Raw genomic sequence first — 26,429 nt, forward strand, 5'->3', positions numbered from 1 at the left:
CTAAAGAAATGGGTACTTTTTATGGATTAGAAATGTCAAGACAAGCATTAGCCGTACAACAGAGTGCACTGTATACAACCGGACATAATATATCGAATGCAAATACGGAAGGCTATTCAAGACAAAGGGTTAACTTAGAAGCGATGAATGGATTTCCGTATGCCTCTAGAAATCGTCCAAATATTCCAGGACAAATGGGAACAGGAGTGGAAGCTGGTTCTGTCCAACGAATTCGCAACCAATTTTTAGATAACCAGTTTCGTAGTGAAAACAACAGTTCTGGATATTGGACAGAACGAGCAAATGCGTTAAGCAGAATGGAAAATGTAATGAATGAACCAAGTGATTCGGGGCTATCAAAAACGATGAATCAGTTCTGGCAATCTTTACAAGACTTAGCAGTAAATCCAGATAATGCGGGTGCGCGTTCTGTTGTATTAGAACGCGGTCATGCATTAGCAGATACATTTAATTATTTATCTTCATCCATGAGTACCATCCGTTCGGACTTAAGTAACCAAATTGATACGACGGTAAAAGATGCCAATTCTCTAATAGACAGTATTGATAATCTTAACGCACAAATCAAGAATTTGGAAACACATGGTTATGATGCGAATGATTTATATGATAAAAGGGACGTTCTATTAGATGAGCTTTCTGGAATTGTAAATATAAAAGTTACCTATGATAATAGTCATGCAAAAAATAGAGCAGATGGCGTAGCTACAGTAGAAGTTCTCAATGATAGCGGTGATCCGATTGCAACGTTAGTTGATGGAGTAGAGGGCACAGTCAATCATATTGAAGCTCCTCTATATAATGAAGGGGAAGAAAATGATTTAACAGTTATTGAGAATATTCAAGTGAACGGCGAAAGCATCCTATCATCAAAAGGTAGTTTGAGCGGACTTGTTGAGTCCTATGGTTACTTGGATGGTGAAGAGAGAGTTGGAGATTATCCGGAAATGATGAATCGGTTAGATGAATTAGCATATGCTATTGCTACTTCTTTTAATGAGATTCACTCCCAAGATGGAGGGGCACTTTTCTTTGCTGATTTAACAGATGAAAAAGGTGCAGCAGGAGCAATATCGGTCATACTTGAAGACTATGAAGATATTAATGCCAGTGCTGACGGTGAAGCTGGAAATGGAGATCGCGCGAGTGCACTAGCGGACATTTTTACGAATGCGAATGACCTTCTAGATGGGGCTTCAATTAATGACTATTTTGGATCAATTATTGGGGATCTTGGAGTAAAAGCTGAACAAGCGAATACAATGCAAGAAAATACAATGACATTACAACATCAAGTGCAAAATCAGCGTCATTCAATAAGTGCAGTATCACTTGATGAAGAAATGTCGAATATGATTAAATTCCAGCATGCTTACAATGCTGCGGCAAGAGGAATGACGACAATGGATGAAATGATAGATACGATTATTAATCGTATGGGATTAGTAGGAAGGTAGTGATTTAAATGCGTGTTACACAGTCAATGTTATCGAATAATATGTTGCGAAATTTAACCAATAGTAATGCTCAAATGAACAAATATATGGAGCAGCTCTATACAGGAAAAAAAATCACCAAACCTTCTGATGATCCCGTAGTTGCAATGAAAGGTATTGGTTATCGATCAGAGTTAGTGCGTGTAGAACAATATCAACGTAATACATCTGAAGTAAATAATTGGATGGACAATACTGATTCTGCCCTAAACCAGGCTACTTCAGCAATGCAACGTCTTAGAGAATTAGCCGTAAAAGCAAATAATGGTACGAACAGTGAAGATGAGTTGCAAAGTATTCTTCAAGAAGCCAATGAATTAAAAGGACATCTTACGGATATTGCCAATACAAATGTAAATGGTAAATATATTTTTAATGGCACCAATACGAATACACCACCAGTTACTGTGGATGAAGATGGAAATATAACGACTGCTTTTCAAGATAATGATGTCGTTATCGAAGTATCTGCTGGAACAAAACTTAAAGCAAATGTAAATGGTGGAGATGTGTTTGGTGGAGAACCAGATTTATTTACAGCAGTAGATAATTTTATTACAAATCTGGAAAATGGAGAGAACATCGATGAAAGTATCGGAGAAATCGATGCAGGCATCAACCAAATAATTAATTCACGGGCTGAACTAGGTGCGCGAATGAATCGATTAGAACTAATTGAAAATCGTTTATCAGAGCAAGAAATTGTGGCGACACAAACGATGTCTGATAATGAAGATGTGGATTTTGCAGAAGCAATCACAAAACTAATTACACAGGAAAGTCTCCATCGAGCAGCATTATCAGCTGGTTCACGCATTATTCAACCATCTTTAATTGATTTCTTAAGATAATGAAAAGGCCCTGGCCAAAAGGTTCAGGGTCTTTTATCGAATAATGAGTGTAAATGAGATGATTTGAAGGGGTGAACTACATGCAAATTCCACAATTGCAGATGCGTTCTCAACTAGGACAAATTGCAATAAATACAAATAATGCAAAGCAATTTATTTCACAACGCCAAGCAGATTTAACGATACAACAACCTCAAGCAGAATTAAAAATTCAAACAAAACCAAGCAAACTGACTATTGATCAATCAAAAGCTTGGGAAGATATGAATCTAATGGGGATATTGCGTCGGACGGAAAAAATAGCTGCGCAAGGTAAACAAGAAGTGATGAACGGAATTGCTAGAAGAGCCCGGCAAGGAAATCAATTAATGAAAATCGAACATCAATCGAATCCAATTCAACAACAAAGTATTGCGAATGCGTACGAGCCTTACAAGTCATTAGGGATTAAGTTTATTCCTTCTACTTTTGCTGTACAGACAAATTATCAACCGTCAGAAATAGATATAACCGTTATAAGAAATGAACCCATTATACGCGCAAAGGTGAATCAACCACAAATTTCCTACCAACCGGGTGATGTGGAGATTTCTTTAAAACAGCAACCAGAATTAGACATTTGGCTAGAAGCCTAGAAAATTAAGAGGTGATATATCATGCAAATTGAGTCTAGTTATTTAGGGAATATTGTTATTGATGAAGAAAAAATACTCCAATTTCAAGCAGGATTACCAGGATTTGCAGAAGAAAGAGAGTTTGTCGTATTAGAAATTCCAGAAAATCAATTATTCCATATTTTACAATCCATACATAATCCGAACCTTGCTTTTGTAATTACCGATCCATATCAAATCTATACTTCTTATACATTCGAACTGGATGATTATACGATTGAATCTTTACAAATCACATCACAAGAAGATGTTGCTGTCTTTACGATTATGACATTAAAAGATCCATTTCAAAAAAGTACGATTAACTTAAAGGCGCCGATTGTAATAAATATGGAGAAACAATTAGCGAAGCAATATGTAATAAATTCTGAAGATTATTCATCACAAGCACCTATACATATACCTCCATTAAAGGAGGGAGAATGATGCTTGTATTATCGCGAAAACAAAGTGAAGCTATTCAAATTGGGGAAGATATAGAAATTGAAGTCATTGCGATTGAAGGAGACCAAGTAAAATTAGGAATCCGTGCTCCAAAGTCTGTAGATATTTATCGAAAAGAAATATATGTGGACATTACGAATCAAAACAATGAAGCTGCCAAGTTAGATAGAAATTTACTTCAGTTTTTAAAAAGTGATTCAACTTCATAGTTAAACGAATGTTTAAGATAGATTTTTATTAATGGTCAGAAAGATAAAAGTAATAAACCATAAATGCATCTTAAAACAAAACCTAAATTGACCGATATATAAATAAATCAATGAGGAGTGTAACTACAATGACAGTGAATAATATTGGAACTAGTAAACCAGCTGTTGTTGGTATACCAACGAAAGAAGTTGCATTATCCCAAACAAAAAGTATAACAAACGAAAACAGTCATCAAATACAGGGTGGATATGCCGAAAAACTTGTAAACAAAGTAGATTTAGAAGTTGCAGTAGATCAGATGAATGAACTGTTAAAACCAATAAGAAGAAATCTTAAATTTGAGATGCATGAAAAGTTAGAACGATACTATGTAACAGTAGTAGATTCAGAAACAAGTGAGATTATTAAGGAAATACCTCCAAAGAAAATGCTAGATATGTACGCAGAGTTAGCAGAATTTATGGGATTCTTAATTGACGAAAAAATCTAAGGATGTGATGGTATGCGAATTGGCGGATTAGCCAGTGGAATTGATACAGAATCGATTATTAAAGATCTAATGCAAGCAGAAAGAATACCTTTAAATAAATTAGAACAGGATAAAACAAAACTTGAATGGCAACGTGATGCATTTCGTGATGTAAATAAACTATTATCCGAATTAGATAATATGATGCTCGATATGAAATTGAGTTCTACGTATAATTCCAAAATGATTTCCTCTACGCAAAGTGATGCGGTGAAAGCTACTGCAAACGCAGGGGCATCTAATGGAACGTATTCGATAAATGTAAGTCAATTAGCTACGTCGGCGATTAACGTAAGTGAGAATGAATTAACATTAAATCAAGATCAAACGTTACATGAACAAGGAATTACAGAAGATGTAGTATTTACTACTTTTGATAAAGAAGGAAATGCTCAAACGCATACGTATCAAATTAATGAAGGCGATAAATTAAGTGATCTATTTAAAAAAATTAATGATGACAAAGATAGTCCGGTCCGAATGACATTTGATGAAAATGCGAATAAAGTCATTATGGAGACAACACGTACAGGTAAATACAATACGAAAGCGGAAAATGGTATAGATAATGAGATTGTCTTTACCGATAGTTTTCTTACGGATAGTTTACATCTTTCCATGAGTGAGGAAAAAGGCGGAGAAAATGCAAAATTTACGTACAATAATGCGTATGAAACTGAATCTCGTGATAATCAATATTCCTTAAATGGAGTGACATTTCAGTTCTATGATACAACTGATGGTAATGCAACCTTAACCGTCAATAATGATGTGGATGCTTCTGTTGAAAATATCATGAAATTTGTTGATAAATACAATGAAATTGTTGAAACAATAAATGGTTCTCAACAGGAAGAAAAATATCGTGATTTTCCTCCTTTAACAGAAGAACAGAAAAAAGAAATGACAGAAAGAGAAATTGAACTATGGGAAGAAAAAGCCAAAAGTGGGCTTCTCAAAGGGGAATCTTCGTTAACTAACGGATTGTATAATATGCGACAGAGTTGGTATAGCTCTGTAAATGGTGAGGGAGCATTTTCAAGTTTAACCGAAATTGGTATTACTACCTCAAACAATTATTTGGACGGTGGTAAGTTAGTTGTTGATGAATCTAAATTAAGAGAAGCACTTACAGAAGATCCTGAAAGTGTGCAAAAGCTATTTTCTAACAGTAGTGATGGAGAAGATAGAGGATTAATTAATCGTTTAGAAGATGCTGTAGATACCACCATGGCACAAATCAGTCAGCGTGCAGGTAAAGCAACCGATACATCTTTGGATAACTATACTTTAGGTAAGCGTATGAAAGATATTGATAGTAGAATAACAAATTTTGAGCGTCGTCTAGAGCTAACAGAAGCAAGATACTGGAGACAATTCTCCGAGATGGAAAGAGCAATTTCCATGATGAATCAGCAGTCGTCTATGTTAATGTCTAACTTTGGTTCTGGAATGGCACAAGGATAGATAAGGAGGAGAGGCTTATGGTAGCGAACAAAGCATATCAAACCTATCAAAATAATTCAGTGAATACAGCATCAAGCGGAGAGCTAACTTTAATGCTTTATAATGGGTGTATGAAATTTATTAAGCAGGCGAAAAAGGATATACAAGCAGATAACTTCGCAGGTAAAAATAAGAACATCCAGAAAGCGCAAGATATTATTCATGAGTTGATGATTACTTTAGATTCGAAAATTGCTATTTCTAAACAAATTCTTCCTTTGTATGAATATATGCAGTACCAATTAAAAGAAGCTAATGTTCATAATGATACTTCTAAATTAGACGAAGTCCTAGGGTTTGTTACTGAATTTCGTGATACATGGAAGCAAGTGATAATTAAAAATCGCCAACAGCAATATAATGAAGGTGCTTCTGTATAATGAATCGTGTAGAGCCAATATTTAATATAACAAAAAGTATGCAACTATTGTTGGATGAAGAAATAACAGTTAAGAATCGTGAACAAGTTATTGAAATGTTGCAACAGAAAATAGAAGAACGTGGTCAATTACTACAAGATTTAACTGAACCATATAGTATTAAAGAGGAAACTTTAGGTACTGAAGTTGTTAAACTTAATCAGCAAATTGAAATTAAAATGAATGTAATATTTGATCAAATTAAAGTAGAATTAAAACTAATGAAGAAGAAAAAGAAATCGAATCACTCCTATACGAACCCTTATCAACATGTACAATCCAGCGATGGATATTTTATGGATAATAAAAAATAATCTTATAGAGTAGCGGTGAAGCATAGCTATAATGAAAAATTTCATAATAATATATCCTGTATAAAAACCGAGTATTGCTGGTCTTTGCTTACCATTGCAAAAGGACGCTTTTTAGCAGGGACAGAAGTAATTTACTATTCATAATTAAATCCGACAATATTTTACTATCATAAATATTAACCGTCTCGAATAAAAATAGAGTTAATTGGCATTCTTTTATCTTGTGTGTTGTATTTTTAATATCATAATTATTTACAATCATAAACCAGTAATTTGCGATTTTGTGATGAAATACAAGTTTAGAGAAGAGATGTTTGTGATATAGTGATATAATAAATATATAAAGTACAAAAGGAGGACACTTGTATGAAGTTTAATATTCGAGGCGAAAATATTGAAGTTACTGGAGCAATCAAAGAATATGTTGAGAAAAAGATTAGCAAGCTAGAGAGATATTTTGATTCAGCTCCAAATACGGATGTACATGTCAATTTAAGTGTCTACAATGATGAGCAACGAATCGAAGTTACGATTCCAATGACCAATTTGCTCCTCCGTGGAGAGGTACAGCATGTTGATCTCTATGCCGCAGTGGATTTAGTCGTTGATAAGTTAGAAAGACAAATTCGTAAGCATAAAACAAAAATAAATCGTAAGTTCAGACAAAATGGTTCTCCTAAACATGCTTTTGCAGAAATGGAAAAAGAAGCTAGATTAGCTGAAGATGAAAATCAATTAGAAATCGTACGTACAAAAAGATTTAATTTAAAACCGATGGATTCCGAAGAGGCTATCTTACAGATGGATATGTTAGGACATGAGTTCTTCGTATTTACAAATGATGATTCTGGTGAAACAAATGTAGTTTACAAACGAAGAGATGGAAAATATGGTTTAATAGAACCACATGTTTAAAACTTTTAATTATATAGATAATAATGAGCTTGGGACAAAGTATTTATTTTGTCCCAAGCTCATTTTGTATGTAATTATACGAGAACACTTTGTCAAAAAATGTCGAATAAAAAATGAAAATACGGTTTTAAAGGTAGAATTTTATAGGAATCCAATATTTGAAATTAATCAAGTAGTGTTTTTACATACTTATGGCCAGATCATTGCATTTCTAATATATTAAATAGAAAAATACCAGTTTGGAAACAAACTAGATACATGATATAAATGAGCTAAACGTTGAAAGGGGGTGAGAAGTTGAGTGAAAATGAACGCCAATTACTTCATGAATTAGCTCAACGACTAGATAAACAAGAAGAAAAAGTTATTCAATTACTTCGAATCATTGCCACTACAAACAAAAAAGTTTCCGAAATCTCCCCTCATGAAAAAGAGAAACTTCCTACTTAAAATTGGTTCCCCTTTTCAACTACCTCGCAATACTTTCCTCTTTTATAGAGTTGATAGAATCCTATCGCTCTATTTTTTTATGCATAATATCATTTACGTACTATTTAACTACTTGCTTAGTTGTCACATCAGTTTATAAAGTGTTATGATAATAATGGTATCATATAGAAAATTCAATGATTGAAATTATTGAGGAGCGTTAGATATGGCAGGCATTTTAACCAAAATATTTGGTGATGGTAACCAAAAAGAATTAAAACGATTAGAAAAACAAGTAGATTTAATTGAACAGCTAGAACCTGAGATGGAAAAGCTCGAGGATATAGATTTTAAAAATAAAACAGAGGAGTTTAAAATCCGTTATAAAAACGGGGAATCTCTGAATGACTTATTAGCAGAAGCTTATGCAGTAGTTAGAGAAGCTTCTAAGCGTGTGCTTGGAATGCGCCCTTTCCGTACACAGTTGGTAGGTGCAATTGCCCTTCATGAGGGAAATATTTCTGAAATGAAAACAGGGGAAGGTAAAACACTTGCTTCCACGATGCCTGCATACTTGAATGCATTAACAGATGAGGGTGTTCACATTATCACTGTTAATGATTATTTAGCAGAACGTGATGCGAAAGAGAATGGGAAATTATTTGATTTTCTTGGTATAACAGTAGGGTTAAATCATAATGGCCTTTCAAAAGATGACAAACGAGAAGCTTATCAAGCAGATATCACTTACGGAACAAATAATGAATTTGGCTTTGATTATTTGCGTGATAATATGGTCTTATATAAAGAGCAAATGGTGCAGAGACCTTTAAACTATGCAATTATTGATGAGGTGGATTCTATTCTCATTGATGAGGCTCGTACACCATTGATTATTTCTGGTTCCGCGAAAAAATCAGCAGCACTCTATCAGCAGGCAGATGGATTTGTAAGAACATTAAATAAAGAAAATGATTATACCTATGACGAGAAAACAAAAGGAGTTCAGCTAACAGAGGAAGGTATAAATAAGGCTGAAAAATACTTTTCAATTGAGAATTTATTTGATCTAGATCATGTTTCTTTGACACATCATATAAATCAAGCGATGAAAGCACATGTCTCGATGCATCGTGATACTGATTATATGGTTGAAGAAGGTGAAGTGGTAATTATTGACCAGTTCACAGGAAGAAAAATGAAAGGTCGTCGTTATAGTGATGGACTTCATCAAGCAATAGAAGCAAAAGAAGGATTGCAAATTCAAAATGAAAGTATGACATTAGCATCAATTACTTTCCAAAACTACTTCCGTATGTACAATAAATTATCAGGTATGACTGGTACTGCTAAAACAGAAGAAGAAGAGTTTAGGAATATCTATAATATGGATGTTATCGCAATTCCTACTAATGTACCTATTGCTCGTGACGATAAAGCAGATTTGATTTATAAGTCTATGGAAGGTAAGTTCCGGGCTGTTGTGGGAAATATTAAAGAACGCTATGAAAATGGACAACCAGTACTAGTAGGTACTGTTGCAGTAGAAACCTCTGAGTTAATCTCTAAGATGTTAAAACGTGCAGGAGTAAAGCATGAGGTGCTTAATGCGAAAAACCACTTTAGAGAAGCAGATATCATTGAACATGCTGGTCAAAGAGGGGCAGTAACGATTGCTACCAACATGGCTGGACGTGGTACAGATATTAAACTAGGTGAAGGTGTTAAAGATTTGGGAGGTTTAGCCGTTATCGGTACAGAACGACATGAATCTCGACGAATCGATAATCAGCTTCGTGGACGTTCCGGTCGACAAGGTGACCCAGGTATATCTCAATTTTTCCTTTCCATGGAAGATGAATTAATGCGTCGATTTGGCTCAGATAATTTAAAATCAATGATGGAACGTTTGGGAATGGATGACTCTCAACCAATCGAAAGTAAAATGGTTTCAAGAGCGGTGGAATCAGCTCAAAAACGAGTAGAAGGAAATAACTTCGATGCTCGTAAAACGATTCTTTCGTATGATGACGTATTACGTGAACAACGTGAGATTATTTATAAACAACGATTTGAAGTTATTGATGCTGATAGCGACCTAAGAGAGATCATTGAAAATATGATTCAATCATCGATTGAACGTGTGGTAGATACGCATACACAAGACAATGATGAAGAAAATTGGAATCTAGAAGCGATTGTTGAATATTCCAATGGTAACTTATTTGATCCAGATACCATTCATGTGGATAATCTAAAAGATAAAGAAGCAAGTGAAATTACAGAACTCCTTATGACAAAGGTAAAAGAGAGATATGATGCTAAAGAGGAGGAATTAACACCAGAACAATTCCGTGAATTTGAAAAAGTTATTCTGTTACGTACTGTAGATTCCAAGTGGATGGACCATATTGATCAAATGGATCAATTAAGACAAGGTATTCATTTACGAGCTTATGGACAAAATGATCCTTTACGTGAGTATCAGATGGAAGGTTTCTCGATGTTTGAAGAAATGGTAGCAAACATTGAAGATGAAGTTGCTAAGTACATTATGAAGGCACAGATCCGTGAAAACTTACAAAGGCAAGAAGTTGTGAAAAATACACAAGCAGTTTCTGGTGGAGAAGATAGTGGTAAGAAAAAATCGAAAAAACCGATTGTAAAATCCAACACGGTAAAAAGAAACGATCCTTGCCCTTGTGGTAGTGGTAAAAAGTATAAAAATTGCCACGGTCAATAAAGATGACCTAAAATATAACTGTAAAGCCTCCGGTGTAATCAAAAATGCACTAGGAGGCTATTCTATGATTATAATGTTTAAGGAGAGATATAAGTGGAATTAACAGAGATAAGACAAGAGTTGAATAAAATAGCTTCACGCGTTGAAGATTTTAGGGGGTCTCTTTGACCTAGATGTGAAAAAGGCCAGAATTGCTGAATTAGAGGCAGAAATGGCAGATCCTTCTTTCTGGGATGACCAAAATAAAGCCCAAAGTGTGATACAAGAGACAAATGGTCTAAAAGAATATGTAAATGGATTTGAAGAAATTGAAGAAAATCTCGAAAATCTTGAAGTATCTTATGAGTTAGTAAAAGAAGAGAACGACCAAGAACTATTTGAAGATCTACATGCTGAACTTCAACAGTTTATAAAAGATATAAATCAATTTGAGTTACAGCTATTATTAAGTGAACCATATGACGCGAATAATGCTATTCTGGAATTGCACCCAGGTGCAGGAGGTACAGAATCTCAGGATTGGGCTAGTATGTTACTTAGAATGTATCAGCGCTGGGCGGAAGAACGTAGTTTTAAGGTGGAGACTTTAGATTATTTACCAGGCGATGAAGCTGGTCTAAAGAGTGTAACGCTACTAATTAAAGGCCATAATGCATATGGATATTTAAAAGCTGAAAAAGGAGTACACCGTCTCGTACGTATCTCACCATTTGATTCTTCTGGTAGAAGACATACTTCATTTGTTTCATGTGACATTACTCCAGAAATGTCAGACGATGTCGATGTAGATATTAGAACAGAGGATATTAAAGTGGATACGTATCGTGCAAGTGGTGCTGGTGGGCAGCATGTCAATACTACTGATTCTGCTGTTCGAATTACCCACTTACCAACAAACATCATTGTTACGTGTCAAAATGAACGTTCTCAAATAAAAAACAGAGAAGCAGCAATGAAAATGTTAAAATCAAAACTATATCAATTAGAAGTAGAAAAGCAAAGACAAGAATTAGACGATATACGTGGAGAACAAAAAGAGATTGGCTGGGGAAGTCAAATTAGATCGTATGTATTCCACCCGTATTCTATGGTTAAAGACCATCGAACAGATACAGAGACTGGTAATACACAAGCAGTTATGGATGGAGATATAAATCCTTTCATTGATGCTTATCTACGTTCGCAAATGGATTAAAGTTAAACGGAGGTTTTTAGGAAAATAATTGAGAAAAAAGTTTTTGTCGAAGGCCGGATGCTCTAAAATAAGCGTAAGAAATATACGGGGACTTCTGTGGAAGCAAGGAATAGGTGAGACCCCGAATGCGGAACATACGAAGGCTCACCAGCCGCCTTAGGGTAAGCGGAGAGTATTTCTGAAGCCGGTTTTCAAAACCTATTCATTCTCTTAAAAATTTTTTATACACACGCGCTTTAAGTTATCCAATCTTTTTCATAAATTTGCCATAAATTCCATAAAACCTTTATATAACAATATGTATAGGTGTTCTAATAAGAATTAACTAGTTTTTTTATATTACAAAAAGGCTATAATGAAACTATACATAATTGTTGAAAAGAGGGAGTTATATGAAGAAGTGGCTAGTTACAATGCTGTTAGGAGTTGTAATTGCTTTAGGAGCATGTGGTAATGCAGATAATGATACTGCTACTGAGAATCTAGATCCTGGTGAAGAAGTCTACCGGAATAATTGTGCGTCTTGTCATGCAAATGATTTGTCGGGTAGAGGAGGCCCAGCTCTAGTTGATGTTGGTTCGAAATATTCTCAAGATGAGATAGCTAAAATCGTTACAGAAGGTAAGGGAAGTATGCCGCCTATGAATGTCGAAGGTCAGAACTTAGAAGAATTAACAAACTGGCTTTCTGAACAATAAACAATAACTATAAATATAAGTAATAGGTATTTCAGATCATTCAACCGATCATTATCGGGAAAGTGGTCTGTTTTTTTGTATAATTGTTACATAATATGTCGAATTGAAATGAAAATGTAATATTATTGTCCTAAAAATTTTGTAGATAAATGTTATAATTAATTAGTATTCTGCTAGTTATTAGTTACAAATGAACTAGCTTTTGCTTAACAAAAACGATAAAGGTGAGTATTCCAATGATATTAATGCAAGATATATATAAAACATACAAAAATGGTGTAACTGCGTTAAATGGTATTAATATAAATATCGATCAAGGTGAATTTGTATACATAGTTGGTCCCAGTGGGGCAGGTAAGTCAACATTTATTAAGTTAATGTATCGAGAAGAGAAACCCTCCAAAGGGAAAATTATAATAGGTGAAAAAGATTTAAGTGATTTGAAAGAAAAGCATGTTCCTTTTTTGCGAAGAGATATTGGAGTAATTTTCCAAGATTTTAAATTACTACCAAAATTGACTGCGTATGAGAATGTTGCTTTTGCATTGGAGGTAATTGAAGAATCGCCTAAAGTGATTCGAAAGCAGGTTATGGATGTTCTAGAAATGGTAGGTTTAAAGAATAAAGCTAGAATGATACCGTCAGAACTCTCTGGTGGAGAACAACAACGTGTTTCTATAGCGAGAGCAATTGTGAATAAACCTAGAATTGTTATTGCCGATGAACCTACAGGTAATTTAGATCCCGAAACTTCATGGGGAATTATGGAACTCTTTGAAGAAATAAATGATAGAGGCACTACTATCATCATGGCGACGCATAGTAAAGATATCGTAGACAGGAAGAAAAAACGAGTTATTGCGTTTGAGGATGGTGTCATTGCGAGAGACGAGCAACGAGGTGATTACGGCTATGAAGTTTAGAACTTTAATGAGACATATTCGTGAAGGAATAAAAAATATATTCAGAAATGGCTGGATGACTTTTGCATCAGTAGCAGCTGTTACCACAACGCTAATACTTGTAGCTGTATTTTTAGCACTAGTGTTAAATTTAAATCAAATGGCAACCAACATCGAAGAAGATGTTCAAATTAGTACTATTATAGACCGTACTGCGGATGAAGAACAGATAGTTGAGTTAGGGGAAGAATTAGAACAAATAGAAGGTATTGAAAAAGTTCAATTTTCCTCAAGAGATGATGAACTAACGAAGTTGATGGATAGTATGGGAGAAGAAGGCCAAGCTTGGGGAATGTTTGAACAAGATAACCCACTGCATCATACATACTATGTTGATCCAACAAATCCCGAACAAACAGAACAAATTGCTTCTCAAATTAAATCTTTAAACTATGTAGATGATGTTCTTTATGGACAAGATGTAATACAAAAATTATTCGAGTTTAATAATTATGCTAGAACAATTGGATTAGGGTTGATTATAGCTCTTGTATTTACTGCAATCTTCCTAATCTCAAATACTATTAAAATCACGATTATTGCACGTAGTACCGAAATCGGTATTCAAAAACTAGTAGGTGCTAAGAATAGCTTTATTCGTTGGCCTTTCTTTATTGAGGGAGCTTTACTTGGGATACTTGGTTCAGTAATACCAATCACGGTCATATTAAGTGGTTACTATTATATATATAGTAATTTTAATGACGCTATAACAATTCCATTTGTTGAGTTACTACCATTTAATCCATTTGCTTGGCAACTAGCTGGAATGGTACTACTAATTGGTGCGGTAATTGGTGTATGGGGTAGCGTAATGAGTGTTCGTAAGTTCTTAAAAGTATAATAAAAGGTTAAGGAATCCATGCAGAGGGGGAAATATGATTGAAAAAGATAACTTCCATTCTAGTTATTACTTTATTAACATTAACGGTGTTTGGACCTAATTTAAAAGTTTCTGCTGAATCTGCAGATGATGTTCAAAAACAAATTGAAGATCTTGAAAAAGAAAAATCGAATTTAGAGAAAGAACGAAAGAATATTGAGGACTCTAAGAAAGATACCGAGAGTAAAATGGAAGAAAATAAACAAGAGCAAAACTCAGTAGAGTCTGAAATCAATAACATTGACTCTGAATTAGAGGACACGCAAAAACAAATTGAAACGAAACAAACAGAAATTGATGAAACAAATGATGAGATTAATAGTCTTACAGAAAAAGTTGAAGAATTAAAAGAACGAATTAAAGAACTAGAGGAAGAAATTAAACTCTTAAAAGAACGGATTGAGAAGCGGGACGAGTTATTAAAGAATCGCCTACTTTCTATTCAACAAAATGGTGGAGATATTAAATATTTAGAAGTGATTTTTGGTGCATCTAGTTTTGGAGACTTTATTTCTCGAAGTACTGCAGTAAATACTATTATGGATCAAGATAAAGAAATAATGGAAGAACAAGAAAGAGATAAACAAGCTCTAGAAGAAAATAAAAAAGAAGTTGTAGCTAGTAAAGGTGAGATAGAAGAGAAAAAGCTGGCGGTTGAAGATAAGAAGAAATCTCTTGAAGGACAGCACGATGAATTACTAGCGTTAAAAGATCAATTAAATAATCAAATTGCTGAAAAAGAAACACTAATGGCAGAGCTAGTTGATGAACACGAAGAGCTAGAAGAGATTAAGCTTTCAGCTGAAGAGGAACAACAACTAATTTCTGATGAAGCTGCTGCTAAAGAACAAGCTATTAAATTAGCTCAAGAAAAAAAAGCTAACATGCAGAAAAAAGAGAAAGAAAAACAAAATACATCGAATCAAGGTAGTAATTCAACAGCATCAGCAGGAGGAAGCAGTTCTGTTCCTAGCGGAGATTTTATCCGTCCAACTACTGGACCGGTTACCTCTGGATTTAACCCAAACCGGATGCATCCAATCTTTAATGAATTAAGACCGCATACTGGTACAGATTTTGGAGCTTCTAATGCTGGAGACCGTAATATTATGGCTTCTGCTGATGGAGTTGTATATCAAGCTGGCGTATTAAGTGGTTATGGTAATACAGTAATGATTACACATCATGTGAATGGCCAAACCTTTACTACACTTTATGCACATTTAAACAGTATGTCAGTTTCAACAGGACAAACTGTATCACAAGGTGACAAGATTGGAGTAATGGGGAATACTGGTAACTCAACTGGTGTACATCTTCATTTTGAAATTCATCCAGGTGGCTATAAAAATCCAGTAGATCCATTTAATTATATTAATTAGTAGTATATTAAAATATGCAAATAAGAGACCGAATTATAATTCGCAAATAACGGATTATAATTCGGTCTCTTGATTATAGAATTAATCTTAAAAAAGAAGTTGGAACATAATTTTAAATTTAGCATTAAGAATACATTAGAATTTTTATGAACAAATCCATAGTCATTCAATTCTTAACATGGTATCCTTTTCTTATTGAAGTATTTTCATATCTGAATAATTATTAAATATAGAAGCAAGCAATGGCTTGTACTAATAACTAAGAGGTGGAGACATGAAGCTTAATAAAAAACAAATAGTGCTTATATTTGTAGGTGCATTATTATTAGGATTCATTGGTGCATATGCAGGAATTCAATTAGCACAAGATAATAATCAACAAACACTACAATCGACTGTTGAGAATTCATCATCGAATGAAGATGAAAGTAATGAACAGTCTGAATTGACGGGGGATTTAAACAAAGTTTCTCAAGCATACGATATTATTAAAGAAAATTACTTAGAGGATGTAGAAGATAAACAATTAGTCGAAGGTGCTATTGAAGGGATGTTAGCAACCTTAGACGATCAGCATACATCTTACTTAGATGTTGAGATGATGCAACAATTTAATGAACAAATCGAATCTTCATTTGAAGGAATTGGAGCAGAAGTAAGTATGGTGAACGGAAATGTTACTATTGTATCACCGATGAAAGGTTCCCCAGCAGAAGAGGCTGGCCTGCGACCAAATGATCAAGTATTAACGGTAGATGGTGAAAGTTTAGATGGGTTAAATTTAAATGAAGCTGTAGCGCAAATTAGAGGTGAAAAGGGTTCAGAAGTTGTATTAGAGATACAAAGGGCAGGTGTAACAGAACCATTTGAAGTAACAATCGTTCGAGATACGATTCCAGTAGAAACGGTATATAGTGAAACAAAAGAAGTAGATGGAAAATTAACTGGAATAATCGAGATCACTAATTTTTCTGAGAAAACGGGAGAAGAATTTGATCAACAATTAAATGAATTAGAGAATCAAGAAGTAGAAGGATTAGTTATTGATGTTCGTGGTAATCCAGGTGGACTTTTAAATGTAGCAGAAGATATTCTTAAACATTTAGTGCCAAAAGATCTCCCGATTCTACAAATTGAGGATGGAGAAGGGCAAGTTGAGGAAGTTTATTCTGAATTAGAAGCGAAAAAAGATTATCCAATTAGTGTTCTGATTGATGAAGGAAGTGCGTCAGCTTCTGAGATTCTTGCGGTTGCAATGAAGGATCTTGGATATGATATTGTTGGTGAATCAAGCTATGGTAAAGGTACAGTTCAACAAGCCGTGCCAATGGGAGATGGAAGTTCTATTAAGTTAACAACGTTAAAATGGCTTTCACCTAAAGGTGAATGGATAAATGAAGAAGGAGTAGAGCCTACTATTGAAGAAAAACAACCAGAATATTACTATTCTATTCCAATTCAAGTAGAAGAACCATTTTCTATGGATGAGACTAGTGAGGAAATTGCTAATATGCAAGTAATGCTTTCTGGATTAGGTTATGATACTGGACGCACCGATGGATATTTTGATGACCAGACAGAGAAAGCAGTGAAAGATTTTCAAGCAGATAATGATTTAGAAGCTACTGGGGAAGTAGATACCGAAACAGGAGGCTTAATTGAATCACAACTCGTTGAAAAAATAAGAAACGGTGAAGATGATCAACAACTGGATACATCATTAGAAGAATTGTATCAATAAACAGAGATTTTCATCAGTAAAAGATTTAAGTCTTTGAGTGAAGTAAACATACAACTACTCACTCTGATAGATTCTTAGGATAAAGAGGTTGGGACATAATAAAAAGTATTTATCTAGAGACGGATGATAAGTAGAATGAGCGTAAGACATATTTCGATAGTTCTTTGGGAAGAAAGTCAAAGGGTAGTCCCTGATGCATGAGAAATCCAAGGCGCCCATTAGTCTCCTACGAGAACACGAGTATATTTCTGAAGCGGGTAATTAAAAGCGATTCATTCGGATTTATCTTTTGAGTAAATACTTGTCCCAATCTCTTTTCCTATTTCTTTTACAAAAAAGCAGGAAAAACGATAGAAGAATCGAATATTTTTATATAGACATTTTGATTAGGCATAGTAAAGTAGGTGACAGAATGGTTGAGTCTTGGTTGTTAGAAGGAGCGAAAGCAGTCGGCAGATTTTTTCTAAATCCGACATTGTATTGGTTTATGTTTATTTTGACAGTAGCTAGTTATTTCCGCATAAAAAGGGAGAGACAGGACTTTGGAATAAAAGTATACCAGAAATTTATCGAGTGGAAGGGAACGTTCGTTGTTTCTTTAATCACAGGATTAGTTCTATCAGTAATTGCAGTTGGCACAGGTATGGTATTTTCTTATGAGGTATTAGTATTATTAGCAATAGTTACAATTATACTTAGTATTAGTACAAAATTCACACTATTGTCACCCAGTTATATTATTGGATTGACATTTTTACTGTTATTAGTTATTCCCCCTCTATTAGAAATGCAAAGTCAGGTTAATTATAATTTTGATTATGGGTTAAGTTTTAAATCATTAGCAGTAATAGGTGCTTTGCTACTAATTGTAGAATCGATCATAATCCAACGAATTCAAAAACAATCAACATTTCCGCGGATTTCCCTTAGTGACAGGGGAATATGGGTAGGCCAACATCAAGTAAAAAGATTAGCTTTGATTCCGCTACTTGTATTAGTTCCAGAAGGACTTATTACTTCTTTTGCACCCTGGTGGCCTTATTTATCTATTGGTGAAACATCACTAGGACTAGCTTTTGTTCCCTTTATAATTGGATTTGATTATACTGCAAAAGGTCATTATCATTTGGATGCGATAAAGAAAGTTTCAAAAGCTAATTATATGTTAGCTATTGTTATATTAATGGTTGCTGTAGCAGGTATATTTGTGCCTTATTTATCACTGACTTCAGTCATTTTAGCTATTATAGGTAAAGAATATTTAAATTATCGCTATAGAGAGGGAGATAGACTTCGTCGTCCTTATTATCAGCCACATGATCAAGGACTACGTGTGGTGGGGGTTTTACCTAACAGTCCAGCAAATAGACTTGAAATATCTCCTGGTGAATCTATCTATCGGGTAAACGGCCGAAAGGTAACAAATAGTCAGAGTTTTTATGAAGCACTTCAAGGTAATGGTGCATTTATTAAACTAGAAATTATTGATTATCATAAAGAAATTAGACTTGTTCAAGGATCTCTATATGAAGGAGAGCATCATGCTTTAGGGTTATTATTTCCTAAGGAACCTTTTAAACAGAAACAAAAGCAAACTGGCTAACTGAGGAAAGTAGAGCAATAAAAATATGACTAGTATGACGAACAATAATTGGAAGGTATATGTAAATATATCTGAAGTATTGTTCGTTTTAATTTTATATAACAATACACTTCCTTGTTCAAGCTTAAGAATTCATACAACTCAATTGGTATGATATGATTTCCATTATGCTTAAATGGGTAGAATAAAAGATAAGATAATATAAAAAAACGAATACTTGTTCGTTTTTTTATAAAGAGATATAATAGATATTAGCTCGAAAAGAACGGAGGCATTGTTGTGAAGGAGAAATTTGAATTAGTATCTGCTTATGACCCAGCTGGTGATCAACCAAATGCTATAAAAGAGATAACGGAAAAAGTACTGGCTGGTCAACGTCATCAAACATTGCTTGGTGCTACAGGTACTGGGAAGACATTTACCATGTCCAATGTTGTAAAAGAGATAAACCGTCCGACACTAGTAATTGCGCATAACAAAACATTAGCTGGACAGTTGTACAGTGAGTTTAAAGAGTTTTTTCCAAATAATGCTGTAGAATACTTTGTTAGCTACTATGATTATTATCAGCCAGAGGCATATGTACCGTCTACAGATACATTTATTGAAAAAGATGCGAGTATCAATGATGAAATTGATAAATTACGACATTCTGCAACGTCTGCATTATTTGAAAGAGAAGATGTATTAATTGTAGCAAGTGTTTCTTGTATTTACGGTTTAGGTAATCCGGAAGAATATAAAAGTCAAGTGTTGTCATTAAGGATGGGAATGGAGAAAGATCGTGACCAATTACTTCGTGATTTAGTAGAAGTTCAATATGCGAGAAATGATATTAATTTCCAACGGGGTACATTTCGAGTTCGCGGTGATTCAGTCGAGATCATTCCAGCTTCTCATGAAGAGTATTGTATTCGTGTAGAATTCTTTGGTGATGAAATTGATCGTATACGTGAAGTTGATGCGCTAACCGGTGAAATAATCGGTGATCGAGAACATGTAGCTATTTTTCCAGCTTCTCACTTTGTTACGAGAGAAGAAAAAATGAAAATCGCTATTCAAAATATAGAAAAAGAACTTGAAGAACAACTAAAAGAAATGCGTGATAAAGGAAAATTATTAGAAGCACAACGATTAGAGCAACGAACCAATTATGATTTAGAAATGATGCGAGAAATGGGGTTCTGTTCAGGAATTGAGAATTATTCACGTCACCTAACACTCCGTGGACCTGGAGCGATTCCATATACATTATTGGATTTCTTTCCAGAGGATTTCTTAGTAATTATTGATGAATCGCACGTAACTCTTCCACAGATTCGTGGAATGTTCAATGGGGATCAAGCGCGTAAACAAGTGCTTGTAGATCATGGTTTTCGATTACCGTCTGCGATGGATAATCGCCCACTTCGATTTCAAGAGTTTGAAGATAAAACAAAACAGTTGGTTTATGTGTCTGCGACTCCTGGACCATATGAACTTGAACATACTCCTGAAATGACAGAACAAATTATTCGACCTACAGGATTATTAGATCCAGTAGTTGAGGTGCGTCCAATTGAAGGTCAAATTGATGATCTTATAGAGGAAATACGGATCCGAATGGAAAAAAATGAACGTGTATTAATCACGACATTAACAAAGAAAATGTCGGAGGATTTAACCGATTATTTAAAAGAAATAGGTATGAAAGTTGCTTACTTGCACTCCGAGATTAAAACATTAGAACGTATAGAAGTAATACGTGATTTACGAGTCGGGAAATTTGATGTTTTAGTAGGTATTAATTTGTTAAGAGAAGGACTAGATATACCTGAAGTTTCTCTTGTTACCATCTTAGATGCTGATAAAGAAGGATTTTTACGTTCAGAACGATCTCTGATTCAAACCATGGGTCGTGCTGCACGTAATGAAAATGGAAAAGTAATTATGTATGCTGACAAAATAACGGACTCAATGAAAAAAGCAATTGATGAGACAAATCGACGTCGAGCAATACAAACAGAATATAATGAACAACATGGCATTACTCCTAAAACGATTCGAAAAGATGTTCGAGATGTTATTAAAGCAACGACCGCAGCAGAAGAAACAGAATCATATGAACCGAAAACGAAACAGATTAACAAAATGACGAAAAAAGAGAAAGAAAAAGTAATTGAACAAATGGAGAAAGAGATGAAGCAAGCAGCAAAAGATCTTGACTTCGAGAAAGCAGCAGAATTACGAGATGTCATTTTGGAACTAAAAGCGGAAGGATGATTTAGGAATGCCAAGTAAGTCTATAAAAATTCAAGGAGCACGAACACATAATTTAAAGGATATCGATATCAATATTCCTAAAAATAAATTAGTGGTATTAACAGGGTTATCGGGTTCAGGTAAGTCTTCTCTTGCATTTGATACCATATATGCAGAAGGTCAACGTAGATATGTAGAATCCTTATCTTCCTATGCACGTCAATTTTTAGGACAAATGGATAAACCGGATGTAGATGTTATTGAAGGACTATCTCCAGCAATATCTATTGATCAAAAAACAACAAGTAAAAATCCAAGATCAACGGTTGGGACAGTTACAGAAATTTATGATTATTTACGTCTGTTATATGCAAGAATTGGTAGGCCGACATGTCCCAATCATGGTATTGAAATCAGTTCACAGACTGTCCAACAAATGGTTGATCGGATATTAGAGTATCCGGATCGTACAAAACTTCAAATTCTTGCGCCAGTTGTATCAGGAAGAAAAGGTGAGCATGTAAAAATCTTAGAAAACTTAAAACAAGAAGGTTATGTACGAATTCGTGTAGATAATGAAATGAGAGAAGTAACAGATGATATTCAATTGGAAAAAAATAAGAAGCATTCGATTGAAGTAGTAATTGATCGTATTGTAGTAAAAGACGGTGTGGCTTCGAGATTAAGTGATTCTATTGAAACTGCATTAAAGCTTGGAGAAGGTAATATTATAGTCGATGTCATTGGTGAGGAAGAATTGACCTTCAGTGAGAATCACGCATGCCCCATTTGTGGTTTTTCCATTGGCGAACTAGAGCCAAGACTGTTTTCTTTTAATAGCCCATTTGGTGCTTGTCCAAGTTGTGATGGCTTAGGTACAAAATTAGAAGTTGATATCGACCTTGTCATTCCAGATTGGGATAAAACATTAAATGAAAATGCAATTGCACCGTGGGAACCAATTAGTTCTCAATATTACCCACAATTATTAAAAAGTGTTTGTAATCATTTTGGTATTGATATGGATATCCCAGTAAAGGAAATTCCACAGCAACAAATGGATATCATTTTACAAGGAAGTGGCAAAGAAAAGATAAAATTTGAATATGAAAATGATTTTGGAAGTATAAGGAGATCAGAATCACCATTCGAAGGTGTTTTAAAGAATGTAGCAAGACGTTATAGAGAAACGAGTTCTGATTTTATACGAGAGACATTAGAAAAGTATATGGCTCAAAAAAACTGTCCTACTTGTAAAGGACACCGCTTGAAGAAGGAAGCCTTAGCAGTATTAATTAATGGAAAACATATCAGTAATGTAACCGACTTTTCTATAGCAGAATCAATACAACTTTTCCAACAACTCAATCTTACTGAAAAAGAACAACAGATAGCTAGATTAATTTTGAAGGAAATTGATAATCGTTTGGAATTTCTTAATAACGTAGGACTTGATTATTTAACATTATCAAGAACGGCGGGAACTTTATCTGGTGGTGAAGCACAACGTATTCGATTAGCAACACAAATTGGCTCTGCATTAACGGGTGTGCTCTATGTGCTTGATGAACCGTCGATTGGTTTGCATCAACGTGATAATGACCGATTAATTGATACATTAAAACGAATGAGAGATTTAGATAATACATTAATTGTAGTCGAGCATGATGAAGATACTATGCTTGCAGCAGACTGGCTAGTAGATATAGGACCTGGAGCAGGCGAGCATGGTGGAGAAATTGTAGCAAGTGATACACCCAAAAACGTGATGAATAATGAACAGTCTCTAACTGGTAAATATTTATCTGGAAAAGAATATATTCCATTACCTACAAAACGAAGAAAAGCAGATAAACGCAAGATAGAAGTAATGGGAGCTTCTGAGAATAATCTAAAAAATGTATCAGCAAAAATTCCGATTGGATTAATGACAGTAGTGACTGGGGTCTCTGGATCAGGGAAGAGTACGTTGGTCAATGAAATTGTCTATAAATCTTTAGCAAAGTCATTATATAAAGGGAAAGTAAAACCGGGTAAGCATAAGAAAATAAAAGGAATTGAACATATAGATAAAGTGATTGATATTGATCAATCACCAATTGGACGTACACCTCGTTCTAATCCTGCTACCTATACTGGAGTGTTTGATGATATTCGTGATGTTTTTGCACAGACCAACGAAGCAAAAGTAAGAGGATATAAAAAAGGTAGATTCAGTTTCAATGTGAAAGGCGGAAGATGTGAAGCTTGTCGAGGTGACGGTATTTTAAAAATTGAGATGCACTTCTTGCCGGACGTTTATGTTCCTTGTGAAGTTTGTGGTGGGGCTCGCTATAACCGTGAAACCTTAGAAGTTAAGTACAAAGGAAAAAATATCTCTGAAGTTCTCGATTTACGAATTGAAGAAGCATTGGAATTCTTTACGGCAATTCCAAAGATTAAACGTAAGTTACAAACGATATATGATGTTGGTTTAGGATATGTAAAACTTGGTCAACCAGCAACTACCCTTTCAGGGGGAGAAGCGCAACGTGTTAAATTAGCAAGTGAATTGCACAAACGTTCTAGTGGTAAGTCCTTTTATATTTTAGATGAACCAACAACTGGACTACATGTAGATGATATTCGTAGATTGCTCACTGTCTTACAACGAATAGCAGATAATGGTGACTCAGTACTTATCATAGAACATAATTTAGATGTTATTAAAAGTGCTGATCATATCATTGATTTGGGGCCAGAAGGTGGCGATCGTGGTGGGCAAATTATTGCTACTGGTACACCTGAACAAATTGCTGAGCAACAAGATGTTTCGTACACAGGAAAATATCTAAGTCCAGTTTTAGATAGGGATAGACAGAGGATGAAAGAAATTCTTGAAGCAAAGACTGTATCAAAATCATAAGTCTTGAAAAGACAGGTAGTATTAAATTGCTACCTGTTTTCTTTTCTTATCATGATAAAGATGCTAAGCTATCTGATTGACGTAAAATGATCATTTCGATAGAGTAAATGTTGAGATGAATTGGAGGCTAGAAATATGAAACCAATTGAAATAAATCATATTCAGGGTTTACTGGATCAGTATGTAAACAAAGAAGTATATATTCACCTTGAAACAACAAATGGAGCTTATGCAAGTCATTTTGACGATAAAGCATATAATGTTGGGGCATACATACGAAATGCTAAAGTTATATATGAGCAAGCTAAAATTGTTGGGGATGGAAAGTCGTATCGTGTAGGATTAAAAACAAGAATTGGCTGGGTATATGCCGAAGGGCTTACCGATTGGACCATTCACGAAGAACAATTACTATTAGCTGGCCATGATCGAGAAGGTAGATTGATGGTTGCATTAGAAATTAGTGAAAATCCATTTCATAATTAAAGAAAGATAGGTGAAAATAATGGAGAAGCATGTTGTTGTAATTTATCCACATCCAGATGATGAGTCATTTGGAGCGGCTGGTTCAATGGCTAAGTTCCGTTCTGAAGGTATTCCAGTTACGTATCTTTGTGGAACATTAGGCCAAATGGGAAGAAATATGGGAAATCCTACATTTGCAAATCGAGAAACATTACCAGAAATAAGAAAAAGTGAATTAATCAAGGCATGTGATGCTTTAGATGTAGATTTACAAATGCTAGGATATCGTGATAAAACAATCGAATTCGAAGATCGAACAGAAGTAGCCGAACGTTTAAAAGGAATATTAGAAGATATTCGTCCAACACTTGTGATCACGCATTATCCTGATTATGCTGTTCATCCTGATCATAATGCGCTCGGGGCAGCGGCCATAGAGGCAGTTCGTTTAATGGATCCTAATGAACGTCCAACTGTATGGGCTCAAGCTATTTCCAATGATTATGAGTTGGATCTAGGGAGTCCAGATGTGATAACAGATGTTAATGAATTTTTTGGGAAAAAGTTAGAAGCTATTTTATCTCATGACACTCAAGTAGCAGGGATGTTTGGCAAATTTAAAATGTTGGATGAATTAGATGAGCAAGAGCGTAGAGAAATTGTAGCAAACTTTGGTAAGGAAAGATTCTATATTTGGCAATTTGATAAATAAGTCAATTTCATAATTGCAAAATTCCATTTTAAAAACGGAAAGAATTTTTCTTTCCCTGGTTAGTTGGAAACCAGTCCTGTTGGGAAAAACCGATTTAAATGGAAATCAAAGAGATCAACATTTGGATTTTATATAAAATATCTTATTATGAAATTTATTAATAATCAAAAATGAAACTTTATACCTCTTTTTACGTATATATAAATAGAAAAAACGGGTATATGTATAAATATAAGTGAGTAGGAGGTATAACATGAAAAAGATATTTCGTTCAGATTCAGATAAGTATGTAGCGGGTGTATTTGGAGGATTAGGAAATTATTTTAATATTGATTCCACGATTTTACGTATTGGCTTTATTATTTTACTTATTCCTAGTTTCTTTACACTTTCGCTAATTTATATCGCTGTTGCGATGATTATGCCTAAAGAGGATATCTATTAATGATTATTAGATGGATTGTTTCGTTAATTTTAAATGCTGTTGCATTAATAGCTGTTGCTCAATTATTTGACTCGTTTCATTTAGAAGGATTTGGCACAGCTGTTTTAGCAAGTTTTATATTAGCTATTTTAAATATAATTGTGAAGCCAATTTTAGTGATTTTAACGTTACCTATAACAATAGTTACCTTTGGATTGTTTTTAATAGTGATTAATGCGATTACGTTAATGATAACTCAAGCGTTGATAGGTTCTTCATTTGTGATTGATGGTTTTGGAATTGCTATTATTGCTTCGATTATTATTTCCTTAATTACAATGATTTTAAATAGTTTAGTAAGAGACTCCGTTCGATAATTTTGGGACGATGGAGAGACAAAAGTATTTACGCAATAGGGTTTGAAATCCCGCTTCAGAAATATACTCCGCTTATCCATCGGTGGCTGGTGAGCCTCCGGATGCTTATGCATTGGGGGTCTCAACTATGCCTCACTCCCACAGGACATGGGAGGCATCGACACCATTGCATCGCAAGCAGAAAATCGATTTTTGATTTTCAAGGAGTCTCCGTATATTTCTTACGCTAATTTAGCTATCTTCCTTTTGTTTGTCTCAGTTCCTTGAAGAAATATTAACTTTCTGTGGGC

Annotated in this window: 25 protein-coding genes; all 25 read left to right on the top strand. The window is 34.6% G+C overall.

The genetic code is table 11. The annotated features are described in order from the left end of the window. Positions 1 to 8: 8 nt before the first annotated feature. Positions 9 to 1,478 carry a flagellar hook-associated protein FlgK gene (flgK, locus tag AQ616_RS09055; RefSeq protein ID WP_069685590.1) on the top strand — a complete coding sequence of 490 codons (1,470 nt, stop codon included), beginning with the start codon at positions 9 to 11 and terminating at the stop codon, positions 1,476 to 1,478. Between the two features lie 8 nt (positions 1,479 to 1,486). Next, a complete protein-coding gene (flgL, locus tag AQ616_RS09060) occupies positions 1,487 to 2,368 on the top strand; it encodes a flagellar hook-associated protein FlgL (RefSeq protein WP_017797696.1) in 882 nt (293 codons plus the stop codon). Positions 2,369 to 2,448: 80 nt separating this feature from the next. Beyond that, positions 2,449 to 3,003 (top strand): DUF6470 family protein, encoded by a 555-nt coding sequence (locus AQ616_RS09065; protein WP_069685591.1) that lies wholly within the window; start codon positions 2,449 to 2,451, stop codon positions 3,001 to 3,003. 21 nt (positions 3,004 to 3,024) lie between these two features. After that, positions 3,025 to 3,468: a flagellar assembly protein FliW gene (gene fliW, locus AQ616_RS09070; protein ID WP_069685592.1), complete on the top strand. Its 444-nt coding sequence runs from the start codon at positions 3,025 to 3,027 to the stop codon at positions 3,466 to 3,468. Beyond that, positions 3,468 to 3,695 carry a carbon storage regulator CsrA gene (csrA, locus tag AQ616_RS09075; protein WP_017797693.1) on the top strand — a complete coding sequence of 76 codons (228 nt, stop codon included), beginning with the start codon at positions 3,468 to 3,470 and terminating at the stop codon, positions 3,693 to 3,695. Before fliW ends, csrA begins: the two co-directional genes overlap by 1 nt. A 128-nt stretch (positions 3,696 to 3,823) precedes the next feature. After that, the gene (gene flaG, locus AQ616_RS09080; RefSeq protein ID WP_017797692.1) at positions 3,824 to 4,186 is read left to right on the top strand and encodes a flagellar protein FlaG; all 363 of its coding nucleotides are present in this window, start codon (positions 3,824 to 3,826) and stop codon (positions 4,184 to 4,186) included. A 12-nt stretch (positions 4,187 to 4,198) separates the two neighbouring features. After that, positions 4,199 to 5,692: a flagellar hook-associated protein 2 gene (locus tag AQ616_RS09085; protein WP_069685593.1), complete on the top strand. Its 1,494-nt coding sequence runs from the start codon at positions 4,199 to 4,201 to the stop codon at positions 5,690 to 5,692. A 17-nt stretch (positions 5,693 to 5,709) separates the two neighbouring features. Next, positions 5,710 to 6,111 (top strand): flagellar export chaperone FliS, encoded by a 402-nt coding sequence (fliS, locus tag AQ616_RS09090; RefSeq protein ID WP_017797690.1) that lies wholly within the window; start codon positions 5,710 to 5,712, stop codon positions 6,109 to 6,111. Continuing rightward, positions 6,111 to 6,464: a flagellar protein FliT gene (gene fliT, locus AQ616_RS09095; protein ID WP_069685594.1), complete on the top strand. Its 354-nt coding sequence runs from the start codon at positions 6,111 to 6,113 to the stop codon at positions 6,462 to 6,464. The genes fliS and fliT overlap by 1 nt, the downstream gene beginning before the upstream one ends. A 366-nt stretch (positions 6,465 to 6,830) precedes the next feature. After that, positions 6,831 to 7,379, top strand: a complete 549-nt coding sequence (gene hpf / locus AQ616_RS09100; protein WP_069685595.1) for a ribosome hibernation-promoting factor, HPF/YfiA family — start codon at positions 6,831 to 6,833, stop codon at positions 7,377 to 7,379. A gap of 297 nt (positions 7,380 to 7,676) precedes the next feature. Next, the gene (locus AQ616_RS19615) at positions 7,677 to 7,829 is read left to right on the top strand and encodes a hypothetical protein (protein ID WP_017797686.1); all 153 of its coding nucleotides are present in this window, start codon (positions 7,677 to 7,679) and stop codon (positions 7,827 to 7,829) included. A gap of 205 nt (positions 7,830 to 8,034) precedes the next feature. Then, the gene (secA, locus tag AQ616_RS09110; protein ID WP_069685597.1) at positions 8,035 to 10,551 is read left to right on the top strand and encodes a preprotein translocase subunit SecA; all 2,517 of its coding nucleotides are present in this window, start codon (positions 8,035 to 8,037) and stop codon (positions 10,549 to 10,551) included. A 93-nt stretch (positions 10,552 to 10,644) separates the two neighbouring features. Further along, positions 10,645 to 11,746 (top strand): peptide chain release factor 2 gene (gene prfB, locus AQ616_RS09115; protein ID WP_139136345.1). Its coding sequence is split into 2 segments (ribosomal slippage): positions 10,645 to 10,716 and positions 10,718 to 11,746, totalling 1,101 coding nucleotides; the frame shifts between segments, so codons are not numbered across the junction. Between the two features lie 392 nt (positions 11,747 to 12,138). Next, a complete protein-coding gene (locus AQ616_RS09120) occupies positions 12,139 to 12,444 on the top strand; it encodes a c-type cytochrome (RefSeq protein ID WP_069685598.1) in 306 nt (101 codons plus the stop codon). Between the two features lie 236 nt (positions 12,445 to 12,680). After that, positions 12,681 to 13,367: a cell division ATP-binding protein FtsE gene (ftsE, locus tag AQ616_RS09125; RefSeq protein ID WP_017797682.1), complete on the top strand. Its 687-nt coding sequence runs from the start codon at positions 12,681 to 12,683 to the stop codon at positions 13,365 to 13,367. Then, positions 13,357 to 14,250, top strand: coding sequence for a permease-like cell division protein FtsX (gene ftsX / locus AQ616_RS09130; protein ID WP_069685599.1), 894 nt, complete (start codon positions 13,357 to 13,359; stop codon positions 14,248 to 14,250). Before ftsE ends, ftsX begins: the two co-directional genes overlap by 11 nt. Positions 14,251 to 14,288: 38 nt before the next feature. Then, positions 14,289 to 15,671, top strand: coding sequence for a murein hydrolase activator EnvC family protein (locus AQ616_RS09135; RefSeq protein WP_017797680.1), 1,383 nt, complete (start codon positions 14,289 to 14,291; stop codon positions 15,669 to 15,671). 274 nt (positions 15,672 to 15,945) lie between these two features. Beyond that, the gene (locus AQ616_RS09140) at positions 15,946 to 17,412 is read left to right on the top strand and encodes a S41 family peptidase (protein ID WP_069685600.1); all 1,467 of its coding nucleotides are present in this window, start codon (positions 15,946 to 15,948) and stop codon (positions 17,410 to 17,412) included. 412 nt (positions 17,413 to 17,824) lie between these two features. After that, the gene (locus AQ616_RS09145; RefSeq protein WP_017797678.1) at positions 17,825 to 19,015 is read left to right on the top strand and encodes a PDZ domain-containing protein; all 1,191 of its coding nucleotides are present in this window, start codon (positions 17,825 to 17,827) and stop codon (positions 19,013 to 19,015) included. A gap of 279 nt (positions 19,016 to 19,294) precedes the next feature. Beyond that, complete coding sequence (uvrB, locus tag AQ616_RS09150) at positions 19,295 to 21,277, top strand: excinuclease ABC subunit UvrB (protein ID WP_069685601.1); 1,983 nt, start codon at positions 19,295 to 19,297, stop codon at positions 21,275 to 21,277. A 7-nt stretch (positions 21,278 to 21,284) separates the two neighbouring features. Then, positions 21,285 to 24,161 (top strand): excinuclease ABC subunit UvrA, encoded by a 2,877-nt coding sequence (gene uvrA / locus AQ616_RS09155; RefSeq protein ID WP_069685602.1) that lies wholly within the window; start codon positions 21,285 to 21,287, stop codon positions 24,159 to 24,161. 135 nt (positions 24,162 to 24,296) lie between these two features. Further along, a complete protein-coding gene (locus AQ616_RS09160) occupies positions 24,297 to 24,647 on the top strand; it encodes a YojF family protein (RefSeq protein WP_069685603.1) in 351 nt (116 codons plus the stop codon). Between the two features lie 19 nt (positions 24,648 to 24,666). Then, entirely contained in the window at positions 24,667 to 25,338 is a 672-nt protein-coding gene (gene bshB2 / locus AQ616_RS09165; RefSeq protein WP_069685604.1) for a bacillithiol biosynthesis deacetylase BshB2, read from the top strand. A 253-nt stretch (positions 25,339 to 25,591) separates the two neighbouring features. Continuing rightward, entirely contained in the window at positions 25,592 to 25,783 is a 192-nt protein-coding gene (locus tag AQ616_RS09170; protein WP_017797673.1) for a PspC domain-containing protein, read from the top strand. Then, the gene (locus AQ616_RS09175) at positions 25,783 to 26,139 is read left to right on the top strand and encodes a phage holin family protein (protein ID WP_017797672.1); all 357 of its coding nucleotides are present in this window, start codon (positions 25,783 to 25,785) and stop codon (positions 26,137 to 26,139) included. The genes AQ616_RS09170 and AQ616_RS09175 overlap by 1 nt, the downstream gene beginning before the upstream one ends. Positions 26,140 to 26,429: the final 290 nt, after the last annotated feature.

The organism is Oceanobacillus sp. E9 (genome assembly GCF_001741975.1).
In the GTDB taxonomy this organism is placed as follows: Bacteria; Bacillota; Bacilli; order Bacillales; family Amphibacillaceae; genus Oceanobacillus; species Oceanobacillus kimchii.